The 13,170-nt window shown below is 73.3% G+C and carries 12 protein-coding genes; 6 read left to right on the top strand and 6 right to left on the bottom strand.

Annotated features, from left to right (window positions below):
- Positions 1–148: 148 nt before the first annotated feature.
- Genes GOBS_RS13830 through GOBS_RS13815 form a run of 4 tightly spaced genes read left to right on the top strand, consistent with a single transcriptional unit; the run spans position 149 to position 4,773 of the window.
- Entirely contained in the window at positions 149–1,651 is a 1,503-nt protein-coding gene (locus GOBS_RS13830) for an MFS transporter (RefSeq protein WP_012948890.1), read from the top strand.
- Between the two features lie 43 nt (positions 1,652–1,694).
- The gene (locus GOBS_RS13825) at positions 1,695–2,969 is read left to right on the top strand and encodes an aromatic ring-hydroxylating oxygenase subunit alpha (RefSeq protein WP_012948889.1); all 1,275 of its coding nucleotides are present in this window, start codon (positions 1,695–1,697) and stop codon (positions 2,967–2,969) included.
- Between the two features lie 14 nt (positions 2,970–2,983).
- Positions 2,984–3,994: a PDR/VanB family oxidoreductase gene (locus GOBS_RS13820; RefSeq protein WP_012948888.1), complete on the top strand. Its 1,011-nt coding sequence runs from the start codon at positions 2,984–2,986 to the stop codon at positions 3,992–3,994.
- Positions 3,991–4,773 (top strand): IclR family transcriptional regulator, encoded by a 783-nt coding sequence (locus tag GOBS_RS13815; RefSeq protein ID WP_012948887.1) that lies wholly within the window; start codon positions 3,991–3,993, stop codon positions 4,771–4,773. Before GOBS_RS13820 ends, GOBS_RS13815 begins: the two co-directional genes overlap by 4 nt.
- Positions 4,774–4,829: 56 nt before the next feature.
- Here GOBS_RS13815 and GOBS_RS13810 read toward each other — a convergent pair whose 3' ends face one another.
- The 3 genes from GOBS_RS13810 to GOBS_RS13800 form a co-directional block, all read right to left on the bottom strand.
- Complete coding sequence (locus tag GOBS_RS13810) at positions 4,830–5,456, bottom strand: TetR/AcrR family transcriptional regulator (RefSeq protein ID WP_012948886.1); 627 nt, start codon at positions 5,454–5,456, stop codon at positions 4,830–4,832.
- On the bottom strand, positions 5,453–6,994 hold the full coding sequence (locus tag GOBS_RS13805) for an MFS transporter (protein WP_012948885.1): 1,542 nt from the start codon (positions 6,992–6,994) through the stop codon (positions 5,453–5,455). The genes GOBS_RS13810 and GOBS_RS13805 overlap by 4 nt, the downstream gene beginning before the upstream one ends.
- Positions 6,995–7,230: 236 nt before the next feature.
- Entirely contained in the window at positions 7,231–7,731 is a 501-nt protein-coding gene (locus GOBS_RS13800; protein WP_012948884.1) for a single-stranded DNA-binding protein, read from the bottom strand.
- A 184-nt stretch (positions 7,732–7,915) separates the two neighbouring features.
- Here GOBS_RS13800 and recD2 point away from each other — a divergent pair, with 184 nt between their 5' ends.
- Both recD2 and GOBS_RS13790 read left to right on the top strand, forming a co-directional pair.
- A complete protein-coding gene (recD2, locus tag GOBS_RS13795; protein ID WP_012948883.1) occupies positions 7,916–10,180 on the top strand; it encodes an SF1B family DNA helicase RecD2 in 2,265 nt (754 codons plus the stop codon).
- 324 nt (positions 10,181–10,504) lie between these two features.
- Complete coding sequence (locus tag GOBS_RS13790; protein ID WP_012948882.1) at positions 10,505–11,971, top strand: DEAD/DEAH box helicase family protein; 1,467 nt, start codon at positions 10,505–10,507, stop codon at positions 11,969–11,971.
- A 319-nt stretch (positions 11,972–12,290) separates the two neighbouring features.
- Here GOBS_RS13790 and GOBS_RS13785 read toward each other — a convergent pair whose 3' ends face one another.
- Genes GOBS_RS13785 through GOBS_RS13775 form a run of 3 tightly spaced genes read right to left on the bottom strand, consistent with a single transcriptional unit; the run spans position 12,291 to position 13,134 of the window.
- Complete coding sequence (locus GOBS_RS13785; RefSeq protein ID WP_012948881.1) at positions 12,291–12,548, bottom strand: STAS domain-containing protein; 258 nt, start codon at positions 12,546–12,548, stop codon at positions 12,291–12,293.
- Between the two features lies 1 nt (position 12,549).
- Positions 12,550–12,753, bottom strand: a complete 204-nt coding sequence (locus GOBS_RS13780) for a hypothetical protein (RefSeq protein ID WP_012948880.1) — start codon at positions 12,751–12,753, stop codon at positions 12,550–12,552.
- A gap of 39 nt (positions 12,754–12,792) precedes the next feature.
- Positions 12,793–13,134 carry an STAS domain-containing protein gene (locus GOBS_RS13775; RefSeq protein WP_012948879.1) on the bottom strand — a complete coding sequence of 114 codons (342 nt, stop codon included), beginning with the start codon at positions 13,132–13,134 and terminating at the stop codon, positions 12,793–12,795.
- Positions 13,135–13,170 lie beyond the last annotated feature (36 nt).

Raw genomic sequence — 13,170 nt, 5'->3', positions numbered from 1 at the left:
TGGAGTCGTCGAGGGGGCCCATCTCGGAGATGCGGCCGGATCTGTCTTCCGTCACGTGGAAGCGCGGTATGCCCCGGGCGGTGACCTCCGTCACGCTTCCAGCGTCAGTCGCCGATCGTCGGCGACGCCCCTCACGAAGGAGCGAGGCATGGCGTCAGGGAGCTCCGAGAGCGACACCGCCCGGGAGGAGCAGCTGCTCGACGCCGGTCGCGACGACCGGCCGGTCGCCCCCTACCGGGCCTTGTGGGCGGTGCTGTTACTCGGCTGGGTGGTCAGCTACGCGGACCGTACGGTCACCGGCCCGGTCATCGCCTGGATGATCCAGAACGAGTCGGGGTTCATCGGGGACGCGGCCAACCCGGCGACGGTGGGTGGCCTGGTCGGCTCGATGTTCTTCCTGGGCTACATGCTCACCCAGTACCCGGGCGGGCGGCTCGGCGACCGGTTCGGTCACCGCGAGATGATCATCGTCTCGCTGTTGGCGGCCGGCGTCCTGACCATCGTCTCCGGCCTGGTGGCCGGGCTCGTGGCGTTCGTCGCGGCCCGCGTGCTGACCGGCCTGGGGGAGGGGGTGTTCTACTCCAACGACCGCACCTTGATCATCACGCACACCCCGGCGGCCCAGCGGACGCTCGGTCTGGGCATCGTGATCACCGGCCTGTCCATCGGCCTGACGGTCGGGATCATCGCCACGCCGCTGCTGATCGCCTGGGGCGAGTCGCTGGGGATGGGCGACGGTGCCTGGCGACTGCCGTTCTTCGTGTTCGCCGCGTTCACGTTCGTGGTCGCGGCGGTGGCGTTCGTCTTCTTCCGGTCGAAGCTCGGTGGGGCGCTGCGGCTGGGGCCGCCGTTCCTGCGGCTGCTGCTGTTCTCCACGCCGACCTTCCTGGTCATCGTCGGCCTCTTCCTGATGGCCGAGACGTTCCAGTGGCCGGAGTGGCTGACCGCGACCATCGCGTCGGTCATCGCGCTGGTGTACATCGCGATCATCGTGCGCAGCGTCAAGCAGTCCGGTCGCGGCGCGGCCCTGCTCAACCGGAACATGTGGCTGATCTACATCGCCTACATCGCGATCCTGTGGAACCTGTGGTTCTTCAGCTTCTGGTCGGTGCAGATCGTCCGCGAGGCAGCGGAGAGCAGCCTGCTGGCCGCCGCGCTGACCGCCGCCTTCAACGCCGGTGCCGGGATCCTCGGCTTCCCCGTCGGCGGCTGGCTCGCCGACCGCGCCGTCCGCCGCGGCCGCGGCCGCAAGCCACTCGCCCTGGTCTGCACCGCCGTCTACTCGGTGCTCGTGCTCCTCTTCGGCTGGAGCATCTCCGGCGGGGAGGGTGACCAGCTGCCCTCGCTGGCCCTCCTCGGGCTGCTGCTGTTCAGCTCCGGGGTGTTCTTCAACGCGCTGCAGCCGATCGTGCAGGGCATGACCGGCGACCTGGTGCCCGCCAGCGAGCGCGGCTCGGCCTTCGGCATGCTCAACCTCGTCTCGGAGATCGGCGCCGTGCTCAGCCCGGTGGTCAGCGGCATCCTCCGCGACGCGACCGGCAGCTGGGCTCCGGGGGTCTACCTCGCCGCCGGAATCATGATCGTCTCCTTCTTCCTCTACGCGATGGTCCGGGAGGCACCGGCCCACCACGAGGACCCCATCCCCGCCTGAACGTCTCCCCGACCCGTCCGAGAACTTCGAAGGGACCCCGAACATGACCGGTTCGACCTCACCCGCCTCCATCGGCCGCCCGACCGGACACGCCGCGTTCCGCTCGTTCCCGCTCAACGCCTGGTACGCGGCGGCGTGGGACCACGAGGTGGGGCGCAACCTGCTGCCCACGACGATCGCCAACCGGCCGGTCGTCCTCTACCGGACCACCGGCGGTCGTCCGGTCGCGCTGGCCGACGCCTGCTGGCACCGGCTGGCGCCCTTGTCGATGGGCAAGCTGCGCGGCGACGACGAGATCATGTGCGGCTACCACGGCATCTGCTACGACCCCGACGGCCGGGCCACGTTCATGCCGGCGCAGGAGACGATCAACCCCAGCGCCACTGTGCACTCCTTCCCGGTGGTGGAGCGGCACCGCTACGTGTGGATCTGGCCGGGCGACCCGGCGCTGGCCGACCCCGCGCTGGTGCCCGACCTGTACTGGAACGAGCACCCCGACTGGGCCGGCGACGGCAAGACCATCCGCGTCAACTGCAGCTACCAGCTGATCGTCGACAACCTCATGGACCTCACCCACGAGCAGTTCGTGCACGGGTCGAGCATCGGCCACGACGCGCTGTCGGAGTCGGAGTTCACCGTGACCCACACCGACCGGACGGTGACGGTGACCAAGTGGATGCTCGGGATCGACCCGCCGCCGTTCTGGAAGCGCAACCTGCAGGACCGCTTCCCCGACTACGAGGGGCCGGTCGACCGCTGGCAGATCATCAACTACACCGCGCCGTCGACCATCGCGATCGACGTCGGCGTGGCCAAGGCGGGTACCGGTGCACCCGAGGGCGACCGCAGCCAGGGGGTCACCGGCACGGTGATCAACACGATGACGCCGGAGACCGACAACACCTGCCACTACCTGTGGGCCTTCGCCCGCGACTGGTGTCTGGACAAGCAGGTGATCACCACCCGGCTGCGCGAGGGCGTGTCCAACGTCTTCTTCGAGGACGAGCAGATGCTCGAGGCCCAGCAGCGGGGGATCGAGGCCAACCTCGACTACGACTTCTACAACCTCAACATCGACGCGGGCAGCATGTGGACCCGCCGCATCGTGCAACGCATGATCGACGCCGAGCTCGGTTCGGACGTCGGTGCGGTGAGCGACGAGGCCGGGCACGCCGCCGCCGCGATGGCCGAGGTCACCGGCGCGGCCAACGCCGAGCCGCCGGGCGACGGCGGAACCGGTCAGGCAGCGGAGGTGGCCGGCGGGGTGGCCCGGCACCGGGAGCAGCCCACGGCCGGCCTCATGGGCCGCGGGCTGTAGCGGGAGCGGTCGACATGGCAGCCACGAGCGCCAAGCGGTGGCGGAGGGCGCGGGTGATCGACGTCCGCGAGGTCGCCCAGCACGTCCGGCGGATCGTCCTCGAGCCCGAGCGGCTCGAGGCGCCCGCGCCCCCCGGCAGCCACATCGACATCGGGGTCTACGTCAACGGTCGCGCCGACGTCCGTTCGTACTCCGTCGTGGGCATGAGCGGCTACGGCACCGAGCTGGTCCTCGGTGTGCAGCTGGCCCGGCAGAGCCGGGGTGGCTCGGCGTACATGCACAACCTGCGGCGCGGACAGGAGGTGTCGATCACCCAGCCGCTGCAGAACTTCCCGCTCAACTACGGCAGGCCCGGCTACGTCCTGGCCGCCGGAGGCATCGGCATCACCGCCCTGGTGGCCATGGGCAAGGCGCTCAAGGCCCGCGGCGCGGACTACCGCTTCGTCTACGGCGCCCGGTCGCGGGACCTGATGGCGTTCCTCGACGAGCTGGTCCCCGAGCACGGCGACCGCCTCGACCTGCGGATCGACGACGAGGGCGGCTCCCTCGACGTCGCCGACCTCGTCGCCGGCGTCCCGGACGGCGGGGAGCTGTACGTCTGCGGTCCCACGCCCATGCTCGACGCGATCAAGGCCGCCTGGGCCCAGGCCGGGCGGCGCCCGGCGGACCTGCGCTTCGAGACGTTCGGCAGCAGCGGCCGGTTCGCCCCCGAGGCGTTCACCGTGCGGATCCCGCGGCTGGGGCTGGAGACCCTGGTGCCGCACGACGTGTCGATGCTCGAGGCGCTGGAGGCGTGCGGCGCGGACATGATGTTCGACTGCCGCCGCGGCGAGTGCGGCCTCTGCGAGGTCAAGGTGCTCGGCGTCGAGGGCGTCATCGACCACCGTGACGTCTTCCTCAGCGACGAGCAGCACCGGGCGGGCGACCGGTTGCAGTGCTGCGTCTCCCGTGTCGTCAGCGCCCGGACCGGCGGGCTGTCCGGCGCCGACGGGCAGCCGGGGGTCGTCACCATCGACGTCCCGTGACCAGTTCCCTCCGTGCCGGACCGCCGAGGGCCCGGAGGACGGCGGGTGGCAAGCTGCTCGCCGTCCTCGCGGCCTTCAGCAGGGAGCGGCCGACGCTGACCCTGTCCGAGATCGCCCGGACCGTCGGCGTCCCGCTGTCGACCGCGCACCGGCTGGTCGGGGAGCTGACACGGTGGGGAGCGCTCGAGCGGGACGCGGACGGCCGGTTCCGCATCGGACTGCGGATCTGGGAACTGGGCGCTCTTGCGCCGCCGGCGCTCGGACTGCGGGAGGCCGCGCTGCCGTTCATGGGTGACCTCTACGAGGTCACCCACCAGAACGTGCAGCTGGCCGTCCGGGACGGCGACGAGGTCGTCTTCGTCGAGCGGATCGCCGGCCGTGACGCGGTCAGCGTCCTCACCCAGGTCGGCGGCCGTTTCACGCTGCCGCCCACCGGCGTCGGTCTGGTCCTGCTCGCGCACGCCCCGGCCGAGGTGCAGGAGCACGTCCTGGCCGGCCCCCTGACGGCCTACACGCAACACACCATCACCGATGCGCGGCAGCTGCGCCGGGTCCTCGCCGAGGTGCGCCGCAGTGGGATGGCCGTCAGCGATCGGCAGGTGACCGAGGACGCCGTCTCCGTTGCCGCGCCGATCGAGGTCCGCGGCGCCGTCGTGGCCGCACTGTCCATCGTCGTCCGCGGGAGTTCCCCGGCCGCCGTCCGCAGTTACGCGCCCGGTGTCCGCGCTGCCGCGCTCGGCATCGGCCGCACTCTCGCGTCGACGAGCACGTGGAGTTGACCAGGGACGTGTCGGTCGCCGCGGCCGGGCCGGTCGGTCCGTCGTGGGCAGCTGACTCACCTCGGGGCGGGTGCACCGCCCGTCAGGCGAGCGGCGAGGGTCTGCGCGGCATCGGTGACACACCGGCGGAAGAGGTCGTCGTCGCCGGTGCACAGCCAGTTCACCGACGCCCCGAAGAGCAGGCCGAGCACCGACTCCGCCAGCACCTCGACGTCGCCGGACCAGGTGCCGCCGGATGCCTCGGCCACGCGGTGCAGCAGGTCGAGGACGTCGCCGCGGTACTGCTCGGTGGACTCCCGCGCCGCGGCCCGCAGGTCGTCGTCCCGGCCGCCCATCATCGTCAGCTCCTGGAGCACGATCTCGGCGCCGGGGTCGGCGATGACGCTGTCGACGTAGCCGGCGAGGGCGCGGGTCAGGATCTCCGCGGGGGAGCCCCCGGCCTCCACCGCTCGCCGGAGCAGGGCGGTGGACCGGTCGCGGTCGGCCTGGAAGACGGCCCGCACCAGCTCGGTCTTGGAGCCGAACGCGTAGTGCACGGCTCCGAGTGGCACGCCGGCCTCCTTCGCGACCGCCCGCGTGGTGAGCGACCAGGCACCCTCGCGCTGCATCACCCGCATGGCGGCCGCGACGAGCTGGGCCCGGCGCTGCTCGACGGGCAGGTGCGCGCGCCTTCCGCTGGTCACCGGGCCGCCGTCGCCGGCTCCGGCGCCGGCCGGTCGGCCGGCGCGACACCGGCTCCCCGGCTGTCGCGCAGCAGGACGACGGCCTGCACCGCCACGTACGCCGCCAGCACGGCGGCGATCAGCAGCACCACGTGCATGCCGGTCACGAACGCCTGCCCGGCCTCGGTCAGGAAGGCCGCGGCGGTCTCCACCGGTAGCCCTGCCGCGACCTCCGCGGCGCCGCCGAGGGTCTCCCGGGCGGCCTCGGCGTCCTGCGCGGGCACGCCGTCGACGGCGCCGAGGTGCGCCGCGTAGACCGACAGGCCGACGGTGCCCAGCACCGCCGTCCCCATGGCGCCGCCGAACTCGTAGGCGGTCTCGGAGACCGAGGCGGCGGCACCGGCCCGCTCGGGCGGCGCCGTGGCGAGGATGACGTCGTTGGTCAGCGCCTCCGCGGCTCCGACGCCGGTGCCGATGAGCAGGCCGACCGCGACCAGGACGACCCGGTTGCCGTCGACCCCGAGCAGCGTGCCGGCCGCCAGCCCGGTCGCGGCCAGCGCCATGCCGCCGCCGATGACCCACCGCAGCGGCAGGGCGCGGGCCAGCCACGGGGCGGCGAGTGACCCGGCCACGGTCGCTCCGGCGAGCGGCAGCATCCACAGGCCGGCGACCAGCGGGCTCATGCCGAGCACGAGCATCAGGTACTGCGGCAGGAAGAACATCAGCCCGAGCAGGGCGAAGACGGTGAGCAGGTTCGTCGTCACCGCGACGGAGAACGCGCGGGAGCCGAACAGCCGCAGGTCCAGCAGCGGCTCGGCCAGCCGGCGCTGCCGGCGCACGAAGGTCCACAGCAGCCCGAGGCCGGCCGCGAGGCCGACGAGGACCGGCACGCTGACGCCGTCGTGCGCGGCGGTCTTGAGGGCGTAGACCAGCGGCAGCACACCCGCGATCGACAGCACGGCGGACAGCGCGTCGAACGGGCCGGGTCGCGGGTTGCGCGACTCGGGCAGCAGCAGCGGAGCGCCGATGAGCAGCAGGACCATGACCGGGGCGTTCACCAGGAACACCGAGCCCCACCAGAAGTGCTCGAGCAGGAGCCCCCCGATGATCGGGCCGAGGGCGGCGCCGCCGGAGAACGCGGCCGCCCAGACGGCGATGGCCAGGCGTCGCTCCCGGGCGTCGGGGAAGACCGAACGCAGCAGTGCCAGCGTCGAGGGCATCAGCGTGGCCCCGCCGAGCCCGAGCAGCGCCCGGGCCGCGATGAGCACCTCCGCCGTCGTCGAGAAGGCCGCGACCAGCGAGGCGCCCCCGAACGCGGCGGCGCCGGCCACGAGCAGCCGGCGGCGGCCGATGCGGTCGCCGAGGTTGCCCATCAGCACGAGCAGGCCGGCCAGCAGGAAGGAGTAGATGTCGACGATCCACAGCAGCTCGGTCGACGTCGGGCCCAGGTCGGTGGTCAGGGCCGGCACGGCGAAACCGAGCACGGTCATGTCGATGCTGATGAGCAGGACCGGCAGCGCCAGCACCGCGAGGGCGGACCAGCGACGGAGCGGACTCACAGGTGTTCCTCGGGACGGGGGACAGGGGCGCCGGCCGACCGGCCGGCGCTCTCATCCTGGCACAGTCTTGGTCGATCGACCAACTCCGTCGTTCGAGAAGGACCCGCCGCCGCCCGGTCCGGGGGCGCCGGTGGGGCGCTCCCATCCCCTGCGCGCCCGGGGGACCGTCGCGGCGCGGTGCGCGTGCCGGCGAGGTCGGCACGCGCACCGCCTGCTCCCGGGCGCCGGGAGGGAGCTCAGAAGGGCGGCTCCTCGCCGAGGTCGCTGCTCGGCGCCGCCCACGGGTCGGGTGAGCCGCCGTGCCCGGCCGCGGCTCCGCCGTTCCCGGCGCCGGTACCGCCACCGGTTCCCCGGTCGGGAGCACCGTCACCACGGCCGGTCTTGGAGACCGTCGCCGTGGCGTAGCGGAGCGACGGGCCGATCTCGTCGACCTCCAGCTCGACGACGGTGCGCTTCTCGCCCTCCTTGGTCTCGAAGGAGCGCTGCTTGAGGCGGCCCTGTGCCATGACCCGCGAGCCGCGGGTGAGTGATCCCGCGACGTGCTCGGCCATCTGCCGCCAGCAGTTGCAGCGCAGGAAGAGCGCCTCGCCGTCCTTCCACTCCTGGGTCTGGCGGTCCAGGGTGCGCGGGGTGGAGGCGATGGTGAAGTTGGCGACCGCCGCGCCCGAGGGCGTGAAGCGCAGCTCGGGGTCGCTGGTCAGGTTGCCAATGACGGTGATGACAGTGTCGCCGGCCATGATCCGGTCCTCCGTGTCGTCGGTGCATCGCTCGGGTGAGCGTCCGGAGGCTACGGAGACGCACTGACGATTCCGAGGTGCCGGACGGGCGTCGTGGACCGGCCCCCGCCGACGGAGGACCCGGAGCTGTCCCCGGTGCGTGTGACCATCGGTTGGCGGAGGCACGGCAGCGAGGAGATGGCAGGTGGGGGAGGCGCGGGCCGGGACGGTCCTGGAGGCGACGCTGGAGCGGATCACGTACGCCAACTCCCAGACCGGCTACACGGTGGCCCGGGTGGACACCGGGCGGGGCGGCGACCTGGTCACCGTCGTGGGGTCGCTGCTGGGTGCGCAGCCCGGGGAGACGCTGCGGCTGCGCGGACGGTGGGGAGCGCACCCGCAGTACGGCCGGCAGTTCCTCGTCGAGGACCACACCACCGTGCTGCCGGCCACGGTGCAGGGCATCCGGCGCTACCTGGGCTCGGGGCTGGTCAAGGGGATCGGGCCCCGGCTGGCCGAGCGGATCGTGGACCACTTCGGCACCGACGCGCTGCGGGTGATCGAGGAGGAGCCGGGGCGGCTGGCCGAGGTGCCGAACCTGGGCCCCAAGCGGACGCGGCTGATCACCGCGGCCTGGGAGGAGCAGCGGGCCATCAAGGAGGTGATGGTCTTCCTGCAGGGGGTGGGCGTCTCCACCTCGCTGGCCGTGCGGATCTACCGCCAGTACGGCGACGCCTCGATTGGCGTGGTCCGCAACGAGCCCTACCGGCTGGCCGCCGAGGTGTGGGGCATCGGGTTCCGGACCGCGGACACGATCGCCGCCGCGGTGGGGATCCCGCACGACAGTCCGCACCGGGTCGAGGCGGGGGTGCAGTTCGTGCTCTCCGAGGCGACGGGGCAGGGTCACTGCTTCCTCCCGGAGACCGAACTGGTCGCCCAGGCGGTCGAGGTGCTGCAGGTCCCGGCGGGCCTGGTGGGTCACTGCCTGGCCCTGCTCGTCGCCGACCAGGGCGTGATCCGCGAGGAGCTGCCCGGTCGGGGCGGGGAGCCGGCGACGGCGGTGTACTACCTCGTCCCCTTCCACCGGGCGGAGATATCCCTGGCCGCCGGGTTGCGGAGGCTGGTGGACGCCGACGTCGACCGGATGCCGGCGTTCGCGAGCGTGGACTGGACCGCGGCACTGAGCTGGCTGGGCAGGCGCACCGGCGTCGAGCTCGCCGCCGGACAGCAGGCGGCGGTGCGCCTGGCACTGACCGAGAGGGTCGCCGTCCTCACCGGCGGTCCCGGCTGCGGCAAGAGCTTCACGGTGCGCTCCATCGTCACGCTGGCCGCGGCCAAGGGGGCGAGGATCGTGCTGGCCGCACCGACCGGCCGGGCGGCGAAGCGGCTGACCGAGCTGACCGGGGTCGAGGCGGTGACCGTGCACCGGCTGCTCGAGCTGCGGCCGGGCGGGGACGCCGCCTTCGACCGGGACCGGCCGCTGGAGGCCGACCTGGTCGTCGTCGACGAGTCCTCGATGCTGGACCTGCTGCTGGCGAACAAGCTGGTGCGGGCCGTCCCGCCGGGCGCGCACCTGCTGCTCGTGGGCGACGTCGACCAGCTGCCCTCGGTGGGCGCCGGCGAGGTCCTGCGCGACCTGCTCGCCGAGGGCACCCCGATCCCGCACGTGCGGCTGACCGAGGTCTTCCGGCAGGCCAGCCGGTCGGGGGTGGTCACCAACGCGCACCGCGTCAACGCCGGCAGCTTTCCGCAGGTCCGCGGCCTCGACGACTTCTTCCTGTTCAGCACCGACGACGCCGAGGAGGCCGCCCGGCTCACCGTCGACGTGGTGGTGCGCCGCATCCCGGCCCGCTTCGGCCTCGACCCCCGCCGGGACGTGCAGGTGCTGACCCCGGTGCACCGCGGGCCGGCCGGCGCCGCCGTGCTGAACGAGCTGCTGCAGGAGGCGCTCACCCCGGCCCGCCCCGACCGGGCGGAGAAGCGCTTCGGTGGGCGGGTGTTCCGCGTCGGGGACAAGGTCAGCCAGATCCGCAACGACTACGACAAGGGCGCCAACGGGGTCTTCAACGGCACCCAGGGCGTCGTCACCGCGATCGACCCGGTCGAGCAGACCCTCACCGTCGTCACCGACGAGGGGGAGCAGATCCCCTACGACTTCGGTGAGCTCGACGAGCTGGTCCACGCCTACGCCGTCACCGTCCACCGCTCCCAGGGCAGCGAGTACCCCTGCGTCGTCATCCCGGTGACCACCAGCGCCTGGATGATGCTGCAGCGCAACCTGCTCTACACCGCCGTCACCCGTGCCAAGCAGCTCGTGGTGCTCGTCGGCTCCACCCGGGCCCTCGGCCAGGCGGTCCGCGTCACCGGCTCCGGACGCCGGCACACCGCCCTCGCCCACCGCCTCCGGGGCGGACCGCACCGCAGCGCGGCTGCACCGACACCGCTCGCCGTCGGGGCCGGACGGGGCTGACGCCGTCCGGCCGGCAGCAGCAGCGATGTGTGCACACACGGCTGCCGGCAGAGCCCGGCGACGACGATGCGTGCACACCACGCGAGTGCGGACGACCGTCGAGCAGCCGGAACCGTCCCCCACCCACGGACGACGGGGCCGCCGCGCTCGCCGGTTTACGCCGAGAGCGAACGGCCGACACGCCGGTCAGTGCCCGTGCGTGGCCCTGACCTGGCACTTCACCGCCGACGCCGCGATGCGCTTGCGCGACCGCCGGCGATGTGTGTCAGTACCCGTTCGTAGGTTCCGTGTCGACATCTTCCCCATGTCGACGAGGAGTTCACCATGGCCGTCTCTGGCCTCAAGACCCGTCAGCCCACCGGCCGTGTGCCGTGGCCCTGCATCCTCCTGGAAGGGGAGGAGAAGGCGGGCAAGTCGTGGGCCCTGGCCCAGTTCAGCGCCAGCGAGCGGATCGGCGCGCTGTACTGGATCGACCTCAACGAGGGCGCCGGCGACGAGTACGGCGCGATCCCCGGCGCGAACTACCAGATCATCGAGCACGACGGCTCGTACGCCTCTGTGCTGGCCGCGGTGCAGGCGGTCAAGGCCGAGGCGCGCCGTGCCGCCGACGCCGGCGCACCGCCGGTGGTGCTGGCCATCGACACCGGCTCGGCGATCTGGGACGGCCTCAAGGACTGGGCCAGCGACCGCGCCGCGAGGTCCGTCCGCAACCGCGAGCTGCTCAAGCGCGATCCCAACGCCGAGATCACCATCAGCCAGAACCTGTGGAACGACGCCGGCGCCCGCTGGCGCAAGCTGCAGACCGAGCTGCTCACCTTCCCCGGCATCGTGGTGGTGACCGCCCGCGGCAAGGAGGTCACCGAGGTCGACGCCAACGGCCGCCCGATCGAGGGGCAGAAGACCTGGTCGGTGCAGACCCACCGGGAGTTCCCGTACGCGGCCAGTGTGTGGATGCGGCTGCGCCGCGGACGACGGCCGATCATCGTCGGCGCCCGCAGCGTGCACGTGGGCATCAAGCCCAACGACGACCCGGCCAAGGAGGTCACCGATCCTGCCGCCACCGGCCGGCTGCTGGAGTGGCTGGTCTTCGACGCCCTGAAGTGCGATCCGGGTGCTGCGCACGTGCGCGACCTGGTGACCTTCCACGGCGGTGGGCTGCTCGACCACGAGCGCACCGAGCAGGCCCGCACCGAGCAGGCCGCCGGCCGGGAGAACGGCCGGTCGACCGGGTCCGGCGAGCCCGACGTCGCCGACCTGGTCGCGCGGATCGGCGACGCCGCGAACGACGACGAGCTGCGCGAGGTGTGGGCCGAGGCCAACCGCGCCGCGCTGCTCCAGGCCGAGGTGCCGACCCCCGGCGGCTCCTACACCGTCGCCGAGCTCATGCAGGCCCGCCACGAGCAGTTCCTCGCCGCGTCGATGGCGGCCCACCCCGCCGGGCGGCGCAGGGCCCAGGCCGCTCCTGCCGCTCCGCAGACGCCCGCCGCCGTGGTGCAGGCCGCCCGGGCCGCCTCCGCGGCCGCCCTCCCGGCCACCGGCACGGAGAACGCGCCGGCGAACCCGCTGCTGGAGGCCTCGCCGACCCCGGACGACCCGAAGGACCGCCGGCTCAACGCCGCCCGCCGGGGCGTGCTGGCCAGCCTGGAGTCCCTCGGCGTGACCAGCGAGCAGATCAGCGCCCGCTTCGGCCGCCCCGCCGAGCAGGTGGCGACCAAGCGGCTGACCGCACTCGTGCGCGACGTGATCGCGACACAGCGGGCCGGGGTCACCGGGCAGCAGGAGATCGCCTGAGTGACGGGAGCAGCGCGCCGGGTGGTCTCCCCGACGGAGCGGGGAGACCACCCGGCCCGGCCCCTGACCGGCGCACGTGCCGGTCAGGGGCCTCCGTCGTCCCGGGCCCCGTCGTCCCGGGCCCCGTCGTCCCGGGCCCCGTCGTCCCGGGCCAGGGGGTCCTCGATCCGACGTTCCGCGGCAAGCCGAGGTCGAGGATCTCGGGCTGCCGTCACTGTTCGAGGACGGCGTAGAGCGACTGGTCGAGTTCGACGTGCGCACGGACCGCTCGCGCGGCATGCCCGAGCGCAGGGGCGGCGTCCGACCCGGGCCCCGCTGGTCAGCCCCGGATGAGCAGCTCACCGCCGTCCCGGCGGAAGTCGCGGTGCAGTTCCCGGAGGACCGCCCAGCCCTCGTCATCAGCGGCGCGCACGCCGCGGACGTCGAGGGTCACGCGGAGGTGGCCGTCGCTGCGGAGCTGGTCGGCCGTGCCGCGCACCAGGTCGGCGCCGAGCGAGGTCAGGTGGCCGCTGACCCGGATGGTGCCCGCGCTGCGGTCGAGGGTCGCGACCAGGGCGCGGTCGTGGGTGTGGAGCACGTCAGCCTCGCGCCGGGGCAGAGCCCCGTATGACGGGCCGGCGTCCGCGGTCGCGGGCGCGGGCCAGGCCGCGGGCCTCTCCGAGCGCGGCGCTGACCAGGAACAGCGCGAGGCCGACGAGGGTCAGCCAGAACAGGCCGTCGACGAGGGCTCCGACGACGGCGAGGGCGAGCGAGGACACGACGACGAGCAGCAGGGCGGTCACGATCTCCTCCAGAGACGTGGTCGAGGGCGCGCGGCGGGGTCAGCCGCGCGCCCGGTCGGACTCCAGCTGGATGACGCGCCACAGGCCGGTGCGGTGCAGCAGGTCCTCGGTCCGCCGGTTGGCGCGACGCAGCACGACCGCGCCACCGCGGGCTCGGCAGGTGCGGTGCGCCCACAGGAAGCTCGCGACGGCGGAGCTCGACAGGTGCTGCACGCCGGAGAGGTCGACGACGAGGCGGCGCGCGCCGACCAGCAGCGCGTCGTGCAGCAGCCACCGCACATCGGCCAGCCCGTCGGCGAGCAGGGCGTCATCGAGGTGCACGGTCACCACGTCGCCCTGGGTGCCGACGTCCATCCGGCTGCGCGCGGGAGCCGTCGTCATCGCAGTCCTCCTCGGTCAGTGCTCGCGATCGTCTGT

The organism is Geodermatophilus obscurus DSM 43160, from assembly GCF_000025345.1.
Classification (GTDB): Bacteria; Actinomycetota; Actinomycetes; order Mycobacteriales; family Geodermatophilaceae; genus Geodermatophilus; species Geodermatophilus obscurus.
This window is presented reverse-complemented; position numbering and strand designations above follow the sequence as displayed.

Coding starts and splice junctions, on each gene's coding strand:
- GOBS_RS13800 (WP_012948884.1), bottom strand. CDS start 7,731: ATGGCCGGCGACACTGTCATCACCGTCATTGGCAACCTGACCAGCGAC.
- GOBS_RS13825 (WP_012948889.1), top strand. CDS start 1,695: ATGACCGGTTCGACCTCACCCGCCTCCATCGGCCGCCCGACCGGACAC.
- GOBS_RS13790 (WP_012948882.1), top strand. CDS start 10,505: ATGGCCGTCTCTGGCCTCAAGACCCGTCAGCCCACCGGCCGTGTGCCG.
- GOBS_RS13820 (WP_012948888.1), top strand. CDS start 2,984: ATGGCAGCCACGAGCGCCAAGCGGTGGCGGAGGGCGCGGGTGATCGAC.
- GOBS_RS13775 (WP_012948879.1), bottom strand. CDS start 13,134: ATGACGACGGCTCCCGCGCGCAGCCGGATGGACGTCGGCACCCAGGGC.
- GOBS_RS13830 (WP_012948890.1), top strand. CDS start 149: ATGGCGTCAGGGAGCTCCGAGAGCGACACCGCCCGGGAGGAGCAGCTG.